Origin of the sequence: Tessaracoccus antarcticus (assembly GCF_003688855.1) — a bacterium.
Taxonomy (GTDB): Bacteria; Actinomycetota; Actinomycetes; order Propionibacteriales; family Propionibacteriaceae; genus Arachnia; species Arachnia antarctica.
Map to the genome: position 1 here is coordinate 1,103,637 of NZ_REFW01000001.1, position 20,755 is coordinate 1,124,391.

The following is a 20,755-nucleotide window of genomic DNA, read 5'->3' on the forward strand; positions in this document are numbered from 1 at the left end:
CAGGACCTTGAGGACGAGTACGGCCCCATCGGCGAGCCGGGGGACACCCTGAGCGGCGACGCACCGCCCCCGGACGACATCTTCCAGGACGGCCCGGGCCTGTTCGGCGACGAGGGCATCGACGACGTTGCGCCCGATGACGTAGTGGAACAGGATGGCCCAGGCCTGTTCGACGATCCCGCCGAGGAACCTCTCGACGACCCGGAGGACTCCTCTGCAGAGTCGTCGTGGCTGCCCGCGTCGGCCGTTGGTGCGGTCTTGAACTCGCGCCGCACCACCCCTGAGGCGCCGGCCGCACCGCTGGCGCTGTACCGCCGCTACCGGCCCGACACGTTCCAGGAGCTCATCGGTCAGGACCACGTCACCGTGCCGCTGCAACGCGCACTGGACAACAACAAGGTCAACCACGCCTACCTGTTCTCCGGTCCCCGTGGCTGCGGCAAGACCACCTCGGCCCGCATCCTGGCACGCTGCCTGAACTGCGAGATGGGCCCCACGTCCACACCGTGCGGGGTGTGCCAGTCCTGCACCGACCTCGCCCGCGGCGGCCCCGGAAGCATCGATGTCATCGAGATCGACGCCGCCTCCCACGGTGGTGTGGATGATGCCCGCGACCTGCGGGAGCGTGCCTTCTTCGCCCCCGTGGCCAGCCGGTACAAGATCTACATCGTCGACGAGGCCCACATGGTGACCACGGCGGGCTTCAACGCACTGCTCAAGTTGGTGGAGGAGCCGCCACCGCACGCCAAGTTCGTGTTCGCCACCACCGAGCCCGAGAAGGTCATCGGCACCATCCGTTCCCGCACCCACCACTACCCGTTCCGGCTGGTGCCGCCGCGCATCCTCACCGAGTACCTGTCCCAGATCTGCGACACCGAGGGCGTCCACGTGGACGCCGCTGCCCTGCCGCTGGTGGTCCGGGCCGGCGGCGGGTCCGTGCGTGACTCCCTCTCGGTGCTGGACCAGCTGCTCGGCGGGGCGGGGGAGGAGGGAGTCGGCCACGAACAGGCTGCTGCACTGCTCGGCTACACCCCTGACGCCTTGCTTGACGAGATCATGGACGCCTTCGCCGCCGGCGACGGTGCGGGTGTGTTCCGCACCATCGACAAGGTCATCGAGGTGGGCCAGGACCCGCGCCGGTTCGCCGAGGACCTGCTGCGCCGTCTCCGCGACCTCGTGATCCTGGCCGCCGTCCCCGACGCCGCCACCAACGGCATGCTCGAGGTCTCCACCGACCAGGCCCAGCGCCTCGCCACCCAGGTGGCGGGCATGGGCAACGGGGAACTGACCCGCGCCGCCGAGGTGATCGCCACGGGTCTCACGGACATGCGCGGCACCACCGCACCCCGCCTGCACCTGGAGCTGATGTGCGCCCGCGTGCTGCTCCCGGGTGCCGACGCCGACGAGCGCGGCCTCAACGCCCGCATGGATCGTCTTGAGCGGCGCGTCGGGATGATCGGCTCCGGGGAGGCACCCGTGGCGAACTGGGACGACGTCGAGGGCCACCGGCCCCCGGAGAAGGCTCTCGCCCGGCCAGCCCCGCAGCCGCAGCAGGCTCCCGCCCCGCAGCCCCGCCAGGCACCGGCCCAGCAGGTGCCCGCTGAACAGCCCCCGGCCGAGCGGCAGGCACCCGCTCCGCAGGCACCGGCCCCGCAGCCGGCGAGGGAGGAGCGCCCCCAGGCTGCGGCACCTGCTGAACCGACGCAGCGTCCCGCCCAGCAGGCCCCCTCCCGGGAAACTGCCGCCCAGCCGGCACCAGCCCAGCAGCCGTCCGCCCCGTCGTCCCCCTCGAGGCCAGCCCCGGCGCAGGGCCCTGCCAAGCAGCCTCTGCGGCAGCGCCCGGCCGGCGCTCCGGCCGCCGGCAGCGCCCAGGCCCCCGCGCAGCAGGAAGCGCCTGCGGCTGCCAGGCCACGCGCCGAGTCGCAGGTGGCACTCACCACCTCTGAGCTGCGGAGGGTGTGGCCCAACGTGCTGGAGGAGGTCAAGGGCAGACGTCGGTTCACCTACATGCTGCTGTCCCAGAACGCGCAGGTGATCGAGGTCTCCGGTGGTCAACTGGTGCTCGGCTTCGCCAGCGCCGGCGCCAAGGAGAACTTCTCCGCGAGCGGCAACCAGGACGTGCTGGCCGACTCCCTCATCGAGGTGATCGGTGTGGAACTGCGGATCCAGGCCGTGGAGACGAAGTCGGGCGAGCAGGCCGCCGCGGCGCAGCCCACCCCCGCGCAGTCCGCCCCGCCGCCGGGCCCGCCGCCCGCCACACGGCAGATGGCCGACGCCGTCGCCAGTGCCGCATCGGCCTCCGAGAAGGAGCCCCAGCGGGCGGAGGCTGACATTGCCTCCGACGATGTCGAGCTGGTCAACGCCGACGAGGCGGCCGCCGCACTGCTGGCGGCGACCTTCGACGCGCAGGTCATTGACGTGGAGGACAAAAACGCCCCCTGACCCGCAGGTGAGTGAGCTGTCCCTCAGAGGTCGATGATGCCCTTGGCCACTGTGGTGAGTGACCCGGTCAGCGCGAGCCCGACCATGAGCGCGCGGGCGAGGGTCGCAGGGATGTAGCGTGCCACGCGACCGCCCAGCAGTACGCCCATGAGCAGCGCTCCCAGGGTGAGCGCCCACGTTGCCGCGGGCAGGTCCGGGGGCCCTCCCTTGGCAGTGAGCGAGGCGGCGGTGATGATCGCGAAGCACAGCTGTGCAGTGCCGACGAAGGATCGGTGCTTCCACCGCGTCGAGAGTGCGTAGAGGGTGATGGCCGGACCCCCGGCGCCGGCCGTGACACTCATGAACCCGGACAGGGCGCCGGCCGCAACCGCACCGGTGGTGCCGTGAAACACCCGCAGGCGCTCACTGAGGAGCATTCCGAGGAGAGCCGAGAACGTCATGCTGCCAACGACGATGGCCAAAGGGGCACTTGGTACGTTCAGCGCCACCCAGGCGCCCGGGATGATGGCGAGCAGGGCGGGAGGTGCAAGAAGCGCCAGTTTCCGCAGCTCCACCTGGCGCCAGACCTGGGTCAGCACGATGAGACTGGTGGTCAGCCCCAGAGTGTTCGTCAGAAGGATTCCCAGAAACGGACCCATGATGAGTACGAGTAGAGGCGCACTGACGAGGCCGAAGCCCATCCCGCTCACCCGCTGCGTAGCTGCCCCGGTGAGTACCACCATGGCCACGAGGACCATCTCAAGTACTCCCATGGGAGCCCAGACTACGTTCTGACCGTTCCCGCCCGGCAGACGGGTGCCACGTCGAAGAGACGGGGACGCATGCCTCGCCAATGGCGCATATGCTGGCCGCAGCGCCAATGAACGGAGACGGAAAACTATGTTTGAAGGCATGGACATGAACGCCCTGCTGGCCCAGGCACAGCAGATGCAGGCCGACGTGATGAAGGCGCAGGAGGACCAGGCGAACCGCAAGTTCGAGGGCACCTCCGGTGGCGGACTCGTCACGGCCACGGTCTCCGGTCTGGGTGACCTGCTGCACCTGGAGATCAGCCCGGAAGCCTGGGACCCCGAGGACCCCGAAACCCTCGCCGCACTCGTGATCGCCGCCTTCCGTGCCGCCAAGGAAGAAGCGGACGGCGCAGCCCAGGCCAGCATGCCGCAGATGCCGACGCTGCCCGAGGGCTTCGGGTTCTGAGGGTTCGGTGTACGAAGGACCGATTCAAGACCTCATCGACGAGCTGAGCAGGCTGCCCGGTGTGGGCCCGCGCAGTGCGCAGCGCATCGCGTTCTACCTGCTGGACGCGGCCGAGGAGGACGTGTTCAGCCTCGCCGACACCCTGCGGCGGGTGAAGATGTCCGCCAAGTTCTGCGAAGTCTGCTTCAACGTGACGCAGGAGACCCGGTGCCGTGTGTGCCGCGATCCCCGTCGCGACCGCTCCATGGTGTGCGTGGTGGAGGAGTCCAAGGACGTCATCGCCGTGGAGCGCACCAACGAGTTCCGTGGCCTCTATCACGTGCTGGGTGGTTCCATCTCGCCCATCGACGGGCGCGGCCCCGGCGATCTCCACACCCGTGAACTCTTCCAGCGGCTCGCCGACGGGGAGGTCACCGAGGTGATCATCGCCACCGACCCCGATACCCAGGGCGAGGCCACCGCCGCATACCTGAGCCGGATGCTGCGCGACTTCGGCGTCAAGGTCACCCGCCCCGCCAGCGGCCTGCCGGTGGGTGGTGACCTGGAGTACGCAGACCAGATCACGCTCGGCCGCGCGTTCGAGGGGCGACGCTCCATGTTCGCCGCAACGCCGACGCCCTGACCGCCACCTGATGGGACCGCCCACTCCACCTCTGTGCTGGTCGGCAGCGGGTCTCCCGGTGTGGTCGGTTCCGCAGGCTCGACGCAGGGCCTACGCGCCCTCGACGGTCATGTAGCGGCTGGTGTTGTGCCAGTTGCGTCCGGCTGGTTGGACGATCTTGCACCAGCTGCACCAGCTGCTCCAGCCTCACCGGGGTTGAGGCGCGCGGCGGGGGATCGTCCCGGAGATGAACACCCCAGGCTTGCCCCTGTGCCGTGTAGGACTGGGCCTCTGCACTATCTGAATGTAACGATGTGGTAACGATGCTGGGTCCTGGACGATAAATGGTTGTGTGTTCTATTTTTGTCAGTGGTGGTGGGAACAATAGGGGTATGGACGAAACCACCGACGGGGGCTTGGGGCAGCTGGCTGCTGTTCTGGATGTCGTCGTCGCGATGGCGTCGGCCACGTCCGGAGATGCCTCCGGGTTGCTTGCGGTGGTGGCGGGGGTCGACGGTCTGTGTGACCGGCTCGCGGCCGTGCGGATGGGTTTGCTGCACGACGCGGAGATGGTGCGCGAGCCGGGGCTGAGTGTGGCAGAGCGGCTGCACGCAACCAATCGGGTCTCCCGTGCCTCGTCGCGGTCCGATGTGCGGCTGGCCAAGGATCTCGCAGACAGGTTCCCGGTCGTGGCCCGGGCGTGGCGTGACGGCACCCTCTCGGGGCAGCAGGCGCGGGGGATAGTTGCCGGGTTGAAGCACTTGCCACTGGCGTTGTCGCCGTCGCAGCTGGAGACGTGTCAGTCCGAGGTGGTGGCGTTTGCCGACCGGCTGGACCCGGATGAGCTGAGAGTACTGGCGCAGCGGATGGCGGAAGTCGTCGACCCGGACCACGCTGAGGCGCTGGAGGCGGACCGTGTGGAGCGAGACGCACGGATCGCGTTCCAGCGGAGGTCGATGGTCGTCTACCCGGACCATCACGGCTCGATGCTGATCCGCGGACAGGTGCCGATTGCCGACGGTCAGTTGTTCCTCGCGCAGTTGGAAGCGCTGATGCCGTCCGCCGCGTCGTACCAGTTGGCCGGTGAAGTGCCGGAGCGGTCGGCGCGACGCGCGGACGCGTTCGTTCGGTGGTGTGGCATCACCGCCTCCTCCGGACAGCTTCCAGCTGTGGGTGGCGACCGGCCGCAGGTTCTGTTGAGTCTCACACTGGAGACGTTGATGAAGGGTCTGGGGGCGGGCGCCCTGCTGGCTTCCGGGGAACCCATCTCCGCGGGTGAGGCCCGACGGCTGTGCTGCGACGCCCAGGTCATCCCGGCAGTGCTGGGTGGGCCCTCCGAAGTACTGGACGTGGGTCGGAGCCACAGGTTCTTCACCAAAGCGATCCGGGCGGCTCTCGTGTTGCGGGACCTGGGGTGTGCTTTCCCGGGATGTGATGCCCCACCGGCAGCATGCGATGCGCACCACCACACACCGTGGTGGGCGGGAGGCACCACCTGCGTGGCGAATGGGGTCCTCCTCTGCGCCTACCACCACCGCCTCGTGGAGCCGGATCCGGACAGATCAGCGGAAGTCCAGTGGCAGATCCTCCTCGACCCGGAAACCGGGCTGCCGTGGTTCACCCCGCCCCGGCAGATCGACCCGGCGCGTGTTCCCCGGCTCCATCACCGATTTCTGCTCAGGGGGACAAGTCCGCCCACACACCTCGAGGGACGGGCGACTCCTCCGTCCCTGCAGCCGTCGCCCCACTGGCACAGCTGACTGGCTGGGCGCGCTCTCGGGCTGAGCGGGATCAGAAGCGTCTCTTCTGGTCAGCCGCATCTGGTGTCCAACCGCCGGAAGTGGAAGACGGAGTGCGAGACTGCCCAGTCGGGCAGGAACGGTTGCCGCAGCTACATTCGCCAGGATCCTCGTTGGGGGGCCGGGCGAGCTGCCGTCCTGACGCGTTGCACCAGCAACGTCGCTCCCGGATGCGGTGCATTTCAGGGACTGGGGTGCCATGCAGGTTCGTTCCGTGGTCCGATGGAATGCTTGGCGCGGCATGGCAAAATTACTGGAAGTGCTGGGACCTTGAACCCTGGTGCCTTTGACGCGACCAAGGGAGGCCGCCCGTGACCCGCACTGCCCGCAAGCCGATTTCCCCGATGGGGTTGGCCAAGCGGCTTGCTGCAGAAATCGGCGGGTACGTCCTGCTGATTGTGGGGGTGGCTGCACTGTTCCTGCCCGGCCCGGGGCTGCTGCTCATCGCAGCCGGACTGGCACTGCTCTCCACCCAGTACAGCTGGGCCGACAAGCTGCTCCACCCCCTCAAGGCCCGCGCCTACCACCTCGCCGCCGAGGGGGTGCAGACGTGGCCCCGGATCGTGATGAGCACCATGGGGGCACTGATGATCGTGACGGTCGGGATCCTGTGGGGGATGGACTTCCGCGCCCCGGGGTGGTGGCCCATTGATGCGAAGTGGTGGCTGTTCGGCGGCTGGGTCACGGGCGTGACCATGATGGCGTCCGGAGGCTTCGCGCTCGGCCTGATCGTGTACAGCTTCGTGCGGTTCCGCGGTCACCACGACCACGTCACCACGCGAGCGTAGAACTCAGGGCGTCTCGTCGCCCGGGTCGTTGACGATGGACATGAACAGCGGCCAGCCCGTGCGGGTGTCGAGGACGCGCATGAGGAAGGGACGATCGGCGACGAACTTCACGGCTTCCGGGGCCTGCACCGCGGACTCTCCGACGGCGGCCTCCGTGAGCGCCGCCCCCACCGTGCCCTTGGCGGTGACGGTCAGCACCACCTGCTGGGCGAACTGCAGCGTCTCACCGCCGTCGAAGATCCCGTCCATGCGCGACAGGTCCACCCCCATGTCAGCCAGAGGTTTCAGCAGGTTCCACGTTGCCTTGGTGTCGCTGGGGGGCATGGTCACATCCACGGGCCGTTGCTTCGCCCCACTCAGGGCGGCGCTGCTGGCGTGAACGGTGGTGAACTCCAACTCGGCGGGGTGGACTCCGCGTTCGGGGAGGATGACATCCATGGCGAGGTTGTCGTCGTAGGGAAGCCGGATGGCCTCCCAGCCGGCGTCAGTGGCGTACGAAATCTGGAAGCTGTCGAAGAGGGCATCCAGCTGGGTGGTGGCGCCCTCACCGGTGGTGAAGCTCAGGGGTCTGTCGTCCTGCGCGAACTCCTGCCTCCAGCGGGCAGCAAACAGCACGGCGTCCTGGGTGATGAGACGGACGTCGGGCGTGATCTCGATCTTGGACTCCTCGATGAGCCCTGCCGTGTTCTTCCTGGCCCAGGCATCCAGGTCCGGTTTCGCCTCCTCGGCGGGAAGTCGAACGGCGCTGGTGCCGTAGTAGCTGGCCAGTCGGTCCAGGAACGGCTGTTTGATTGCGGCCTCGTCGAGTATCACCACACGGTTGGCCTGGTGCACCACGGGGCTCTCGGGTGGGTCGTCGGCATCCACCGACGTCGGCAGGTCCTCGTACTGTTCCAGCGACTGGCGCAGGGCGCCGATGGCGGCGGAGCGTTCGTCGCCGCTGAGGCCGAACGCCTCGTCCAGGCTCGTGAGGCTGCCGGCGCTGGCACCCTCGGCGAGCATCGCGAGCGTCACGGCCAGGGAACTGGGGGAGATGGCCCTGTTGAGCGTCCGAACATCCTCGTCGGCCACCATCAGCTGCCACGCTATGCGGGAGCTCGCGGTGGCGGCGTCGGCCACGTGGGGCGTGCCGTCCAAGGGGAGGGTGAGCAGGTCGGTGGCCCCATGCAGATCCTCCGCGTTGGGCGACGATCCGGAACAGCCTCCCAGCGCCAGTGCGAGCCCGGCCAGGCCCGCTCCCTGCAGTGCGTGGCGACGTGTGAGCATCGTGAACTCCCCTCGTCAGAAGCGCTTGTGCCCATCACATCACCGACCGTCAAGGAAAGCGCCGGGTGGGTGATCACGAATCAACAACGATTGCTCTAACGATCCCAAGGGGTGACGTTATGATCACTACATTCACGGTCGCTGTGCCCCGAGGACGTGGTGCGGGGGCCGACCTGAGTGGTGGCCGATGCCCGACTGACGAATTCATCAGTGGGCCACGGCCGTCGACGAGAGAGAGCCCAACGATGCGCGTTCGATCCCGAATTCTTGCCGCAGCCTGCGCTGCGATCCTGTTGGTGGCCGCCCTGGCCCCCACTGCGAGGGCCGAGGACTGGCCCATGGTGTATTGCCCCACACCCCCGGAAGTCTCGGCCACCGCTGGTCTCGACCTCTCCCTCTTCGCATACGGGGAAAAGTCGTGTTCCTACGTGGGGGACGGCAACGCAGGGGTGGGGTTCAGCTTCGACGTGGGTTCGACAGAGGATTTCATGCGCCTGCGCACGTCGACGGAGGACGAAGGCTTCACCGTTGAGGACGTCCCGACGTTGGGGGCAGGGGCTTTCAGCTGGGTGGACGGCGCTTACGTGAACCTGCGGTGGACCGACGGCGAGTCTGTCAGTCGGATCTACTCCCTTTCGGTCCGGTTGGCGGTTGACAATGTCGCTGTCAGCCTGGCCAAACTGTTCACCGCCGCCATGGGTATCGCACCCCCGAATGTCCCCGCCAAGGCCTTCACGCTCACGTGCCCGACGGCCAAGCAGGTCACGCGGGTACTGGGCCGGACGGCCACGTTGGCCCCCATGGAATATTATCCGTGTGCGTTCACGAGCGGCGACGGTGTGGTTGCTTTCTTCATCGCGCCGCGGTACGGCTCGATCGTCGAGTTCCGCGAAGCCCAAATACGCGAATACCAGGTCGGTGGTGCGCCACTCATGGGCCAATTCCGGTATTTCACTGGCCTCACCGCCGGGGCCTTCGAATTCTCGGATCTCACGCCGCCTCTCCTCAGTTGGCAGCTTGAAGAGGGGGTCGTGGCTCAGTTGACTTCCCCCGGGGAGGAAGATGTCCTGCGACGTCTCGCTCTGATGTTTGCCGCCGTCCAGCACGGCGACGACTCACCGACGACGCCGGGAAAGCCGGGCCTGCCGTCGACGGGTGATTGACGTTCACGCTGAATCTCCTTGTCGGGGGGTTATGATCACCGCAATCACGGTCGCTGCCCACGTGTGACTCCTCAGTGGGGCGGTGGCGTCGACGAGAGAGAGCCCAACGATGCGCGTTCGATCCCGAATTCTTGCCGCAGCCTGCGCTGTAATGCTGGCTGCGACCGCCCTGACAACCACGGCCGCGGCCGAGGAACCGGGCCCGGAGCCCACGATGGTGTACTGCCCATCCGAGCCTGACATGGAGGCAATTCTGGGGTACACCTTCTACCAAGTCGGCTTCTCGGCCAACGGCTGCAGCTATGTCAAGATCGATGGAGAGGGCGTTCGGTTCTCGTTCGACGAGTTTGGCTACATCTTGGGCAACCTCAGGGAATCCGCGGAAAGCGCCGGAAAGCCTGTCGTGGACGTGCCCGAGTTGGGCGCCGGGGCCTTCAGCTATGCCGATGGCAGCGTGATCCTGTACTGGAACGACGGCAAGCCCGACGGGCGACTCTTCAACCTGTCCGTGCCGTTGGCACAACCGGAACTCTCCCTCAGTCTGGCGAAACTGTTCATTGCTGCCATCGCCGAACCACCTGCACCGACAGTCCCGGCCAAAGCCTTCACCCTCACCTGTCCCACTGCGAAGCAGGTGTCGAAGGTTGTTGGCCGGCCGGTCGTGCTTGACCCCGAGGGCCAGGCTAGGTGCGCGTTCAAGGACGGCGACAAGTGGATTTCCTTCTCCACCGTGAAGGGTTACGGCTCCATCTTTGACTACCGCGACCGGGTGAAGCGCGATGTCTCCAGGGAACCACCCATGAACACCGCCTTCATGTACTTTGCTGGTCTCACCCCCGGGGCCTTCGCCACGGCGGACTTGAGCCCCATCAACCTTCGCTGGCAGCTTGAGGAAGGCGTCATCGCCCAGATGGTCGCACTCGAGAACGACAGCGTCCTGATACGTCTCGCGGGCCTGTTGAAGAGTGTCCAGGGTGGGCCCGGCAAACCCGGTCTGCCGTCCACCGGTGATTGAAGGCCGCGCCTGACCGGGTAGCGCGTAATATTGCCACGTATTATTGGCAACCACGGTTGCCGGACCATGATGCTGTGGCGCGGTGGCTGTTCAGAGTGATGGGGGATCGCCATGAGGGAACAAGTCAGAGGCGGACTGATTGCGGGACTGATTTCTGCGGTCATCTGGATGATGATCACCGTGCTGGTCGGCATGGACAAAGCCGCCATCGTCGGCGGAGGGCTGCTCTTCCTGGTGGGGACGATGCTGATCACCATGGCAGTTTCGGGAATCATCTCCCGCGGCATGACGTCCAGGGCCGCCTAGCCGAGCGCCACCGCGTCGGCAAGGAAGCCTGTGGCCCCGGGGCCGGAAAGTTTGTCGGGGCCGACGGCGCGACCCGACACCGCAAGCAGCAGCGAGATGGCCTCACCGTGCACTTCGGGTCCCGTGCCGTGCTCAAACTCCGTGTCGGAGGCAACGAGATGCCAACCTCGCGCCATTTCCTTGCCGCCTCCCATGTTCCTGCTGGTGGCAACCTGGTACGCCAGCGCCTCGGCGACCAGGACGGGCGGGTAGGTCCGGCTGAATCCTAGGGGTCGCCGGATGTGCTAATCGTGGGGGCTTCGGCCCCAAATGTCAGCGATCGGTGATCGTGGCGTTGTAGGCCAGTGCCTCGTCCATCCAGAACTGCAGGGCCTCCTCCGTGGCCACTGCTTCCGGGGCGACCGACACCCAACTGGGACCCATCGAGCGGCCGGCGCCCATCTCCGCCTGCTTGGCCCCGTCGACGGCGAGGAGGTCGTCGCCGTTCTCGGGGTTGGTGCGCACCAGCAGGGCGCCGTCCTTCATCACGCCCAGCAGGAGCTTCTCGTCCACCATGAAGCACTGGCCGCCGAACATGCGGACCTCCCGCACAGTGCGCCCGGTGTGGAGTGCGTCGCGGATGCGCTCGACGACGTCGCTGTTGCCCATGGTCATGGTGACTCCTGCGCTGGTGGGTGCATCCACCGTAGTCCAGGCGGATATTCAGGGACAAGGGTGTCGGGTGTCAGACCGTCTCCCGACCGTCCTCGATTCCGACGACGCCGCTGCGGAACGCCGTGGGGCGCAGGACGAGGTGCGTGACGCCGGCCTCGGTGCTGCGGGAGTCCACCACCTCGAAGCCGACGGGGGGAGCCTGTTCCCGGAACAGCCTCTTGCCCGGTCCCACGCACACGGGAAAGACCAGTAGGCGGTACTCGTCGACGAGGCCCGCCTCGTGCAGGGTGGCCGCGAGTTGCGCGCTGCCGTGGACCTGCAGCTCGCCCTCGCCCAGTTCCTCCTTCAGCGCCCGGACACTTTCGACGACGTCCCCGGTGAGCACGGTTGTGTTCTGCCAGCCCGGGTCGGTGAGTGAGTGGGACACGACGTACTTCTGGCGGTCGTTGAGTGCCGTGGCGGTCGCGTTCTCAGGGTCGGTGACCAGCGGCCAGAAGGCGCTCATGAGGTCGTAGGTGGTGCGCCCCAGCAGGACGGCGTCGCCGGCGGCGAACCACTGATCGACCACCTGGCCGAAGCCCTCGTCCACGTAGGGGACGAGCCAGCCGCCTTGGGTGAACCCGCCGGTGGGGTCCTCCTCGGCGCCTCCGGGACCCTGCATGACGCCGTCGAGGGTGACGAACGTGTTGACGGTGAGCTTCATGTGTCGGATCTCCTGTGGGTCGTTGGCCGGGGCGGTCCGGCACGCTAGCGGGGAGCGTTGTCAGCTGGCGTCGGTCACCGGTTGACGGAGTACCGTTCGCAGCTTGTCGGGCGCGATGCGACGCGGATCGGAGAGGTAGATCTCGTGGTGGCGGCCGTTGAAGGTGAGGCCATGCGCGGGGAGGTACTCCTCGTGGAGTCGCCTGAGTGTGGGGGCCTCATCGTCGTAGGAGCCGACGTGCAGCACCTGGACGCTCCTGCCCTCGGCGTACGGGGCGAAGCGCACGCGATGCAGGCCGGGGAGTGCCTTCTTCCCGGTCACGGACGTGGCCTCATCCACCATCTCTGAGGTGATCCAGTCAGGTTGGGAGATCATCATGGTCCAGTCCCAGGCGGACTTGTTCCGGGCCGCGAAGTCGTGGGGGTCTTCTGCACTCCACAGCCCCTCGAGTGGCCCGACGGTGTGCACGCGGCCGAGGTCCCTCTTCGCGAGCGCCCGGATGCCGTAGGAGAGGGGGTAGAGCGCCTCGACCGCCTCGGTGTAGGCGGGGGAGGTGTTCGGGTCGCCGTGCCCATCCACCTGCAGGAACTGCAGTTCGGGCACCTCGACGACGTGCCAGTCGACCGGCTTGGGGGCGTACAGGGACGGGTGGTCCTTCTTGATGTCGTAGGTGTCCATGGTGGCTCAGTCCGCCCGGATGGCCGGGTCGTTGACGATGGCCAGGAACAGCGGCCAGCCCGTGCGGACATCGAGGACTCGCATCACGAACGGCCGGTCGACGATGAGTTCGACGGGCTCCGCCTCCGGAGGCCGCGCCCCCGTCGGGATTCCTGTCTCCGTGATCGCAGCCCCCACCGTGCCGCTGGCGGTGACGGTGAGCCGGACCTGCTGCGCGACCTGCCCGACGTAGGCGCCCGGGAAGATCCCACCCATGTCGGAGAGGTCGATACCCACATCCCCCAGGGCCGCGAGGAGATCCCATGCAGCCTTGATGTCGCTGGGCGGCAAAACGAGGTCAACGGATCGTACGGTGGCCTCGGTGAGTGCTGCGATGCTGGCATCGACTTCCTCGAAGTCCAACTCGCCGGGGTGGGTGCCGTCGGCGGGGAGAACCACGTCCATGGCCAGGTTGTCGTCATAAGGGAGGCGGACGGCCTGCCATCCGTCGCCCGTGGCGTAGGGAATCGTGAAGGTGTCGGCCAGGGCGTCGATGTCGCTGCTGGCGCCGTCACCCGTGCTGAAGGTCAGAGCGGCAGTGGTGTTCGTGAAGCGCTGGCGCCACGCGGCTGCGAACAGCAGGGCGTCCTGCGTGATGAGCCGCGACTCGGCGGAAACCGTGATGGCAGATTTCTCGACGAGCCCGGCCGTGTTCTTCTTCGCCCATGCATCGAGATCCGCCTGTGCAGCCTTCAGGGGGACGCGGGCGGCGGCGGTGTCGTAGTAGCTGGTCAGCCTGTCGAGGAAGTCCTGGCTCACCTGGGCGTCGTCGATGATCACGGCCCGGTTGGCCTGGTGAACCACGGGAGTCTCCGGTGGGTCATCGGCATCCACGGACTTCGGCAGGTCCTCATAGTCGGCCAGCGCCTGCCGCAGTGCCCCGATGGCGGCGGACAGGTCGTCGCCCGTGAGGCCGAACGCGTCGTCCAGGCTCTGCAGGCTGGTGCCCGCGGCACCCTCGGCGAGCATCGCCAGGGTCACGGCGAGGGAGCTGGGGGCAATCGCCGTGTTCTGGCTCCGGCCCACGGGGTCGGCTGTCATCAGCTGCCAGGCGATGCGGGCGCTAGCCGTGGCGGCGGCCCCGACGTGGGGTGTGCCCTCCAGTGGCAGCGCCAGAACGGCGGTGGTGCCACGCAGTTCCTCTGCAGAGCCGGAACACGCCCCCACAGTGAGGGCCAGTCCGGCCAGCCCTGTTCCGTACAGCAGGTGGCGACGCGTGATCATCCGGTGGCCTTTCGTGAGAAGTCGCTACATCCCACCACACCTGCAGCCCGGACGGCGACGACCCCGGCGCGCGTCCAGGACGCGGGCCGGGGTCGGCTCCATCTGTTGGCGCCTCAGCTGGGGGCGTACCAGGTGATCCGATCCGCCGAGCCCGAGGGGGCGTAGCGCAACGTGAAGCCGGTGGAGAGGTCGGGGTTCCCGTGGTGGGCGGAGATGTAGCCCGTGTTGCAGGTCCCGAGCGCCAGCCTCGTCTCCTTGTAGAGCGGCGTCCACAGGGTGCTGCTGGGCACGGCGCTTGCCTCGAAGTACGCCAGGTCAGTGGCGCCGGCCTCCAGGTCGAGGACACCGAAGGACCACGGGTCCAGGCTCACCCGCACCTTGCCGTCGGAGCCGGCATCCGGGTGTGCGTGGGTGTAGCAAACCTTGACCATGGCCCCGAAGCCGGTGCCGTCCGGTTCGTAGACCGGGCTGCTGACGGTGACGTCAAAGTACTTCAGCGAGACCGTGGTGTTCATGTTCACGTTCTTGAACACCGGAAGTGCGCCGAAGCGGACGATGTTGTTGAACAGCTCCTTGGTGACCCACCGGTACGCCGTCGCACCCCCGGAGGTCGTGTACGTCTCGATGACACGGGCGCTGGCGTAGGAGCGGCACCCGTTGCGGCCAGTGGCGGCGGTGTCGCACACCGTGCGCCACTGGCGGCCGTCCGTCGACTTCCACTTCGCTGTGCCGTTGACCTTGCCGTAGGCGCCCAGCGGGTTGTTCTTCCACAACGAGCGCGGCGACGGCAGGTACGACAGGTTGTTGAAGTACCAGCCCGTCTTCGAGACGAACTTTCCCTTCACCTGTGTCACCTGGGTGGCCCAGATCTCGGTGCGGCAGCGCTGGGTCTGCGAGTACGGCTCGCAGGTGGTGCGCCAGTCGCGACCGTTGACGAAGTACTGGCCCGGCGCTGAATAGACGTCGATCTCTGCCCTGGCCGGGGACACTGTGACCACTGCGGCGGTCAGCCCCAGGGCTGCGGTGGCGGCCGCCACGGTCAACCTCCGAAGCCATCGATGAAGTACTGCCTGCGTCATTGCGGACCCCTCACAGCTTGTGGGAAGCGTCGAGCCCGTCCTCCCGCCGTCACGGCGTCGCCGACCAAGCCCCCCCAGAATGGAATTTCAGAATATTCCTGCCGGGGGATCCGGTCAATGGATCGACGAGTCTGCTGGGCCGCACGTCAGGCCGTCGCCGGTGCGGCCGGGCCGGGCCGTAGCTGATGCTGTGGCCATCGGCGCGCGGGACGCGGGACGCGGCGACCCTGGCCTGAACTGCGCGGTTCAGGCTCAGGAATCGGTCCGATCCCCGAGGCGCAGGATCGCGTCGGTGGATGCGACGACGGCGTCGTCGACATGGCGGGGGACGGGTCCCCCGAGGTGGGGCCGCACGAGACCGAACGGCGCCACCTGGGTGGCCATGAGTGCCCACTGCCGGTTCTCGGCCGTGAGTCGGCCGTAACGTCTCTGCGTCAACTCCAGCATGATCGCGGTGACGGGGCCGTTCACGCCTGCAACAGCGTCGCGCACCCCGGCGGGGCAGGCGGTCAGCAGGCGCTCCTGCCGGAAGAGCGTGAGACTCACGGCCTCGTCCTGGTGCGTTCGGCAGTACTGCGGGATGTGGAGGGCCATGGCGATCATCGCCTCGTGCGGGTCGTCCATGGTCTCGGCAATCTCGAAGAGTCCGGCCTGGAAGCGCTGCACGCTGCGCAACCAGAGGCGAATGACCAGGACGTCCCGCGAGGTGAAGCGGTGATAGATGGAGCCCACCGGTCCGCCCAGTTGCCGGGCAATGTCGGCGACGCTGACGTTCGGCCCGGTGGCGGCCACGCAGGCCATTGCCGCGTCGAGGACGTCGTCATGGGTGAAGTGAGCGGGGCGTGCCATGGCGCCATTGTAGGCACTGAGTTCTAGAATGTGTGCTCTACTACCTGGTAGTGTCCGTGCATGACGACGACGCTGTGTGGTGGAACCAGCCCGGTCGACGGAGGCCGGTTGCGTCCCTACTGGAGCGTCATCCACGCGTGCAGCGGACTGATCCGGCGCCCCACGCCGCATGCGATCGCCACAGGGGCGGGCGGCTTGCGGTGAAGGATCCCTCGCCGGGGCAACGTGTACTGATCGGCCCCGCCCCGCGCTTCGGGTTGCCGCAGTACCTGGCTGCCAGGTTCACGATCCCCGAGGGGCCGGTGCTCGAAGTCGGTGGGCTCGTCGACCACCCGATCACGCTTGACCGTGCAGCACTGGATGCCGTGCCGGGGACGACCAAGGCACTTGACCTGCACTGCGTCATGACGTGGAGCGCGGTGGGTACCCGATGGAGCGGATGGCGCTTCAGCGATCTGTGGGACACCCTTCTGCGGGACCCTGCCGAGCCGGGCACCGTCGAGGTCCTGTTCACGGGACTCGACGGCTTCACCGCGAGCATCCCGCTCGAAGAACTTCTGCGGGACGACGTCATGATCGCCCACTCCCGTGACGGGCGGCCGCTGGAGCGGGACCACGGGGCCCCGTACCGGCTCGTCGTGCCGCAGTTGTACGGCTACAAGCACGTGAAGCACCTGTGCCGGATCGACCTCGTTGATCACCACGTGCGCAGTCCCCACGAGCCCTGGATCATGCACCGGATCGGACGGGTTGCCCGCGAGGAGCGGTTCGGTGTGGGGATGAGGTGGCTGGTGCGACTCCTCGCCCGCGCAACCGTGCGCCCGACTCTCCGCCGCTACGACGTCCCCGACCCGCAGTTCGAGCGCACATCACCACGCCCCGGGGCGTCCTGAGCCGGCGCGGGTCAGATATCTTGATGGCGTGATACTGCAATGGGTGACCTCCAGGTCCGTGGCGGCGCAGTACGCCCAGTTGGTCATCTCGTGCACGGTTCTGGGGCTGGGGGTGGCCCTCCTCCTGGAGGCTGGCATGGGCTCCGACGGCTACTCCACGCTCGTGAGTGGTTTGACGATCCAGACAGGAACGCCGTTCTGGCTCATGAACATCATGGTGGGGGCCGTCTTCGTCGCCATCGCGTGGGCGCGCGGCAGGAAACCCGGCCCCGGGACGTTGGTGCAGTGGTTTCTCGTCGGGACCGTCATCTCCGTGGGAATGGCCCTCGTGCCGGACCTGGAGCCGCTTGTCGTGCGCGTCACGGCACTGGTTCTGGCCCTGGTGCTGATGTCGTTCGGGGTGGCGGGCTACCTGGCCAGCAACACCGGCGCCGGCCCTGCCGAGGCCATGGCGCTGGCCTGGGATCCGCCGCTTCCCTTCCGGTGGAGCTACAGCATCCTGCAGGCCGTCGGCGCGCTCGCCGGCTGGCTGATGGGTGCCTCCGTGGGCCCGGGCACCGTCCTGATCTTCATCCTCATGGGCCCCGCCGTGGACCTGATCCGTCGTCGATGGACGTTCCTCGAGTTCCCTGCGCGCCGGGCAGCCGACAGCGAGTAGGTTGTGCCGGATGAACCCGCAGAGGGTGCTGGAACGGGGCTCGTCAACGCCGAGAGCATCCTGCACGACTGAGGCGGGTCAGGCCCGCCCGTTGTCGTATCAGCCGCGGCCGTAGATGTTGAGCAACACTCCTGCGCCGAGCGGCGTGCTGGAGACGAGTAGCAGCGTCCACGCCATGGACCCGGACACGAGTGGCACCCCGGAGCCGAACACGACGGGGTAGACCTTGAGGTGCACCTCATCGATCTCGTCCACGAGTTGTCCCGCCAGGTTCGCGCCGCCGCATAGCCAGACGTCACGGCCCGGCTGGGCCTTGAGGTCGCGCACGAGGGCGACGGGATGGTCGTGGACGACGGTGAGGCTGGGGTCCGGCGGCAGGTCGCCCCGGTGTGTGACGACGTACTGCCGCAGGTGGGGGTAGGCGCTGGACAAACCGGCCTGGAGCGCCGGCTCGTGGGTGCGGTAGCCCATCACCACGGTGTCGAAGTGACGCGCCTCACCAGTGACGGCCAGAGCCTCGCGCAGGTGTGCCGGGCAGGTCTCGGGATACTCCGTGAAGATGCGTCCCAGCACCTCCGGGTCGAGCGGGAACCCGTCGGCGGAACCGTCGGAGGCGGCGATGAACCCGTCGGCAGAGATACCGACGAGGTAGATGAGCTTGCGCATGTCGCTGCCTCTTTCAGGGGTGCTGATTGCGTGGTCGTGCTGTCAGGTGGGCGAGTCGTCGGGGTGTGGGCTCGTAGCGCTCGCCTCCAGCAGCCACTGCGCGACGCCCCGTGGGTTGGACAACGCGATCAGGTGGCCTCCCGGGATCTCGTCGGGCTCGATGCCGAGCCGGTTGCGAGCAAGTGCGCGCTGGAACGACGGGGGGAAGAACCGGTCGCCGGTGCCGATGAGGCTACGCACCGAAAATCCCGACCAGCCGTCGAACTCGCACGGCTGCCCGAAGGGGGTGTCCGCGGGGACGCGTGGCTCCGTGGCGCCCTCAAGGACCTCCTCGGGTACGTCGTGCAGGAAGTGGATGCCCTCGTCGAAGCCGCCGCGGCGTCCGGCGCGCTCATCGGCGAGGCGCATCGCCTCCGGCTGGCCCGTGATGTCCCACCACTGCCCTGGTGTCTCGCCCGGCAGCGGGACCATGGCGTTCACCAGGCCGACGAGGCGCACGGGTCGTTGACCCGCGACCATCGCCGCCGTGAAGGCGCCCATCGACTGCGCCACGAGCACGACGTCCTCGCGGTCCCCGATGGCCTCCTCGACGATGTCGGCGTACTCCGGCAACCCGAGCACCGGGTCGTCCTCGGGGATGTCGACGGCGAAGGCCTCGTGGCCCGCGCGCTCCAGCTTCGGGGCGACGAGGTGCCAGTACCAGGCGGCGCCGCCAGCCCCGGGGATCAGTACGAACGTGGTCATCTTCCGTCCTCCCGGTGGTCTCAGTATTCTCCCGACAGCCCGCCGGGGATGGTGTGTCCCACGCTCCGACGGTGTGTTTGCACAGTAATTCCACTGGTGGACCGCGGCAAGGGTTCGGTTCGGATCGACGCGGCCCGACGTCCCTGATGCTTCCGATAATCCCGGACCCTCCACCGGCTCCGTGCACGGTTTGCCAGAATGGGAGCATGCCGCGGACCGAGGGAGCGGAACGTCCCCCGTGGAGGGGTGCGCTCAACTAGCGTGGAGCCATCCGTCATGACGTGCGAGGAGGCAGCAAGGTGATCATTCCCGGTGAGCCCGTGTGGGTCGAACTGAACACCCCGGACATGGAGAAGGCAGAGGCGTTCTACGGGGCGCTGTTCGGCTGGCTCTTCGAGGACGAGGGGCTGGACTACGGCCACTACAACACGGTCCGGCTCGGTGACGAGCTGGTGGCGGGTGCCATGGAGTTGCACCCGGACCTCACGAACTCGCCGCCGTCGTTCGCCGTCTACCTGGCGGCCAGTGATGTCCCTGCCACATCGGCGAGGGCGGAGGCAGCCGGGGCACGGGTGACGGTGGCGCCCATGGAGATCCCCGGCCGCTGCACGATGGCCTATCTGCAGGACCCCACCGGCGCGCACGTGGGGCTCTGGGAAGGGGACCAGGTCAGGGTGGAGGCGCGGGACAAGCCCGGTGGTTTCACGTGGTGGGAGTTGATGACCGGAGACTACGGCGCAGCGGTGGCCTTCTACGGCGATGTGTTTGGTATGGACATCCATCCCCTCGGTGCACAGTCAGAGCCGTTCCAGTACTCCACCTTCGGGCAGGGTGACGGGCTGCTCGCCGGCATCTGTGACGCCGCCACCATCGTCTCGGACGAAGTGCCGTCCCACTGGCGTGTCTATGTACAGGTGGTCGACGTCGACTCCAGCGTCGAGAAGGTCCGCAGCCTCGGCGGCACGCTGCTGGACGGGCCCGTCGACTCCCCGTTCGGCAGGGTGGCCACCGTCGCGGACGACCAGGGGGCACAGTTCCAGCTCATCGACGCCAACCCGCTGTGACGTCCGGCGTCGCTCGCAGCTGACACCGGCGACTCCATCTCCGTGGTGCTGCCGGCCTGACATGCGGCTGGCCCGGCCTCCACCAGAGGGGCGAGCGGCGAGCGGCTACAGGTTCAGTGTGTACAGCCTCGTGGTGTCCACCACCTGAAGGCCTCGGGACTGGAGCACCCGGCGGGCCATGTCGTTCTCCGTGAACGCCACCACGGTGTGGCAGCCCACGGCACGGGCGAGCATGAGGCGGGCATCCACGGTGGCGGTGTAGGCGCCCATCTGCTGGTACTCCGGCAGGGTGGCTGCGTCCTCGAGCGTGCCGACGTGGCCGTGCACGTCGAGGTGACCAACGGCGGCGGGCTGATGGTTCAGCCACACCACCATGTCGTGCTTCGTCCGTTCCCTCAACGGGAGCTTCGTCATGGCCTCGGTGATGGCGGTGGCCTCGTCCGTGCTCATGGGGGGCGTCCCCCACAGGGTGGCGCGCACCCGGGAAGCGGCCGCCAGTGACCGCGCCGTGGCCGTCAACTCCACCTGGCGCTGCGGGGTCCGAGGCTCCAGCGACTCCACCGGGGCGCCGAGGACGTGCCCATCGGCCTCCAGCGTGAACCCGAGGTCGCGCATCACGCGCTCGTGGCTGCCGGGGGTGAGCCTGTCGGTGGCCTGGCAACTGATGGTGGAGCAGCCACGGCTGTGCGCCACCTCCACCAGCTCCGACCAGAGGGCGTGCGGGTCCCGGTCAGGGGCGATGTGGGACACCCACATCACGCGCGGGTCGTCGACGCGCGCCCGGTATGACGTCCTCGCCACCAGGCCCACCGACGACGGGGCACCCACGTCCCGGAACGGCGCCCGGAGAAGATCGCTGCGCTCCAGTGTGCGAACGATGGTGTCTGCGTCCCAGTCCATGCGGGCAGTGTAACGACGGGGACAGGC

Annotated in this window: 23 protein-coding genes; 11 read left to right on the forward strand and 12 right to left on the reverse strand. The window is 67.8% G+C overall.

Annotated elements, in window-relative coordinates:
• Nucleotides 1-48: 48 nt before the first annotated feature.
• Complete coding sequence (locus EAX62_RS04740; RefSeq protein ID WP_407703308.1) at nucleotides 49-2,442, forward strand: DNA polymerase III subunit gamma and tau; 2,394 nt, start codon at nucleotides 49-51, stop codon at nucleotides 2,440-2,442.
• Between the two features lie 23 nt (nucleotides 2,443-2,465).
• Here EAX62_RS04740 and EAX62_RS04745 read toward each other — a convergent pair whose 3' ends face one another.
• Nucleotides 2,466-3,194, reverse strand: a complete 729-nt coding sequence (locus EAX62_RS04745) for a sulfite exporter TauE/SafE family protein (RefSeq protein WP_158600533.1) — start codon at nucleotides 3,192-3,194, stop codon at nucleotides 2,466-2,468.
• 127 nt (nucleotides 3,195-3,321) lie between these two features.
• Here EAX62_RS04745 and EAX62_RS04750 point away from each other — a divergent pair, with 127 nt between their 5' ends.
• The 4 genes from EAX62_RS04750 to EAX62_RS04765 all read left to right on the forward strand — a co-directional run bounded on the left by EAX62_RS04750 (nucleotide 3,322) and on the right by EAX62_RS04765 (nucleotide 6,827).
• Complete coding sequence (locus EAX62_RS04750; protein WP_121900455.1) at nucleotides 3,322-3,639, forward strand: YbaB/EbfC family nucleoid-associated protein; 318 nt, start codon at nucleotides 3,322-3,324, stop codon at nucleotides 3,637-3,639.
• Nucleotides 3,640-3,646: 7 nt separating this feature from the next.
• Nucleotides 3,647-4,261, forward strand: coding sequence for a recombination mediator RecR (gene recR / locus EAX62_RS04755; RefSeq protein WP_121900456.1), 615 nt, complete (start codon nucleotides 3,647-3,649; stop codon nucleotides 4,259-4,261).
• 371 nt (nucleotides 4,262-4,632) lie between these two features.
• Nucleotides 4,633-6,000: an HNH endonuclease signature motif containing protein gene (locus EAX62_RS04760; protein WP_158600535.1), complete on the forward strand. Its 1,368-nt coding sequence runs from the start codon at nucleotides 4,633-4,635 to the stop codon at nucleotides 5,998-6,000.
• A gap of 350 nt (nucleotides 6,001-6,350) precedes the next feature.
• Nucleotides 6,351-6,827: a PGPGW domain-containing protein gene (locus EAX62_RS04765; RefSeq protein ID WP_233557811.1), complete on the forward strand. Its 477-nt coding sequence runs from the start codon at nucleotides 6,351-6,353 to the stop codon at nucleotides 6,825-6,827.
• Nucleotides 6,828-6,830: 3 nt separating this feature from the next.
• Here EAX62_RS04765 and EAX62_RS04770 read toward each other — a convergent pair whose 3' ends face one another.
• Complete coding sequence (locus tag EAX62_RS04770) at nucleotides 6,831-8,093, reverse strand: serpin family protein (RefSeq protein ID WP_121900458.1); 1,263 nt, start codon at nucleotides 8,091-8,093, stop codon at nucleotides 6,831-6,833.
• Between the two features lie 245 nt (nucleotides 8,094-8,338).
• Here EAX62_RS04770 and EAX62_RS04775 point away from each other — a divergent pair, with 245 nt between their 5' ends.
• The 3 genes from EAX62_RS04775 (at nucleotide 8,339) to EAX62_RS04785 (ending at nucleotide 10,577) form a co-directional block, all read left to right on the forward strand.
• The gene (locus EAX62_RS04775) at nucleotides 8,339-9,256 is read left to right on the forward strand and encodes a hypothetical protein (RefSeq protein WP_121900459.1); all 918 of its coding nucleotides are present in this window, start codon (nucleotides 8,339-8,341) and stop codon (nucleotides 9,254-9,256) included.
• Nucleotides 9,257-9,407: 151 nt separating this feature from the next.
• On the forward strand, nucleotides 9,408-10,271 hold the full coding sequence (locus EAX62_RS04780; RefSeq protein WP_121900460.1) for a hypothetical protein: 864 nt from the start codon (nucleotides 9,408-9,410) through the stop codon (nucleotides 10,269-10,271).
• A 111-nt stretch (nucleotides 10,272-10,382) separates the two neighbouring features.
• Nucleotides 10,383-10,577, forward strand: coding sequence for a hypothetical protein (locus EAX62_RS04785; protein ID WP_121900461.1), 195 nt, complete (start codon nucleotides 10,383-10,385; stop codon nucleotides 10,575-10,577).
• On the opposite strand, the gene EAX62_RS04790 is transcribed toward EAX62_RS04785, so the two are convergent.
• From EAX62_RS04790 to EAX62_RS04820, 7 genes are all read right to left on the reverse strand, one after another.
• Nucleotides 10,574-10,771 carry a hypothetical protein gene (locus EAX62_RS04790; RefSeq protein ID WP_121900462.1) on the reverse strand — a complete coding sequence of 66 codons (198 nt, stop codon included), beginning with the start codon at nucleotides 10,769-10,771 and terminating at the stop codon, nucleotides 10,574-10,576. The two genes, EAX62_RS04785 and EAX62_RS04790, sit on opposite strands and share 4 nt — an antisense overlap.
• A 118-nt stretch (nucleotides 10,772-10,889) precedes the next feature.
• Nucleotides 10,890-11,231 (reverse strand): TfoX/Sxy family protein, encoded by a 342-nt coding sequence (locus tag EAX62_RS04795; protein WP_121900463.1) that lies wholly within the window; start codon nucleotides 11,229-11,231, stop codon nucleotides 10,890-10,892.
• 70 nt (nucleotides 11,232-11,301) lie between these two features.
• Complete coding sequence (locus tag EAX62_RS04800; protein ID WP_121900464.1) at nucleotides 11,302-11,934, reverse strand: dihydrofolate reductase family protein; 633 nt, start codon at nucleotides 11,932-11,934, stop codon at nucleotides 11,302-11,304.
• Between the two features lie 60 nt (nucleotides 11,935-11,994).
• A complete protein-coding gene (locus EAX62_RS04805) occupies nucleotides 11,995-12,612 on the reverse strand; it encodes a GyrI-like domain-containing protein (RefSeq protein ID WP_121900465.1) in 618 nt (205 codons plus the stop codon).
• A 6-nt stretch (nucleotides 12,613-12,618) separates the two neighbouring features.
• On the reverse strand, nucleotides 12,619-13,875 hold the full coding sequence (locus tag EAX62_RS04810; RefSeq protein ID WP_121900466.1) for a serpin family protein: 1,257 nt from the start codon (nucleotides 13,873-13,875) through the stop codon (nucleotides 12,619-12,621).
• Between the two features lie 113 nt (nucleotides 13,876-13,988).
• The gene (locus tag EAX62_RS04815) at nucleotides 13,989-14,954 is read right to left on the reverse strand and encodes a hypothetical protein (protein ID WP_147454013.1); all 966 of its coding nucleotides are present in this window, start codon (nucleotides 14,952-14,954) and stop codon (nucleotides 13,989-13,991) included.
• Nucleotides 14,955-15,206: 252 nt separating this feature from the next.
• Nucleotides 15,207-15,803, reverse strand: coding sequence for a TetR/AcrR family transcriptional regulator (locus EAX62_RS04820; protein WP_121900468.1), 597 nt, complete (start codon nucleotides 15,801-15,803; stop codon nucleotides 15,207-15,209).
• A gap of 200 nt (nucleotides 15,804-16,003) precedes the next feature.
• Here EAX62_RS04820 and EAX62_RS04825 point away from each other — a divergent pair, with 200 nt between their 5' ends.
• Together EAX62_RS04825 and EAX62_RS04830 are read left to right on the forward strand one after the other, a co-directional pair.
• The gene (locus tag EAX62_RS04825; protein WP_158600537.1) at nucleotides 16,004-16,696 is read left to right on the forward strand and encodes a molybdopterin-dependent oxidoreductase; all 693 of its coding nucleotides are present in this window, start codon (nucleotides 16,004-16,006) and stop codon (nucleotides 16,694-16,696) included.
• A 43-nt stretch (nucleotides 16,697-16,739) separates the two neighbouring features.
• Nucleotides 16,740-17,354, forward strand: a complete 615-nt coding sequence (locus EAX62_RS04830; RefSeq protein WP_147454014.1) for a YczE/YyaS/YitT family protein — start codon at nucleotides 16,740-16,742, stop codon at nucleotides 17,352-17,354.
• A 99-nt stretch (nucleotides 17,355-17,453) separates the two neighbouring features.
• On the opposite strand, the gene EAX62_RS04835 is transcribed toward EAX62_RS04830, so the two are convergent.
• The gene (locus tag EAX62_RS04835) at nucleotides 17,454-18,020 is read right to left on the reverse strand and encodes a dihydrofolate reductase family protein (RefSeq protein WP_121900471.1); all 567 of its coding nucleotides are present in this window, start codon (nucleotides 18,018-18,020) and stop codon (nucleotides 17,454-17,456) included.
• A 42-nt stretch (nucleotides 18,021-18,062) separates the two neighbouring features.
• The gene (locus tag EAX62_RS04840) at nucleotides 18,063-18,764 is read right to left on the reverse strand and encodes an alpha/beta fold hydrolase (RefSeq protein ID WP_121900472.1); all 702 of its coding nucleotides are present in this window, start codon (nucleotides 18,762-18,764) and stop codon (nucleotides 18,063-18,065) included.
• Between the two features lie 299 nt (nucleotides 18,765-19,063).
• On the opposite strand from EAX62_RS04840, the gene EAX62_RS04845 reads away from it, so the two are divergent.
• Nucleotides 19,064-19,828, forward strand: coding sequence for a VOC family protein (locus EAX62_RS04845; protein WP_121900473.1), 765 nt, complete (start codon nucleotides 19,064-19,066; stop codon nucleotides 19,826-19,828).
• Between the two features lie 105 nt (nucleotides 19,829-19,933).
• On the opposite strand, the gene EAX62_RS04850 is transcribed toward EAX62_RS04845, so the two are convergent.
• The gene (locus tag EAX62_RS04850) at nucleotides 19,934-20,728 is read right to left on the reverse strand and encodes a GNAT family N-acetyltransferase (RefSeq protein ID WP_121900474.1); all 795 of its coding nucleotides are present in this window, start codon (nucleotides 20,726-20,728) and stop codon (nucleotides 19,934-19,936) included.
• Between the last annotated feature and the right edge of the window lie 27 nt (nucleotides 20,729-20,755).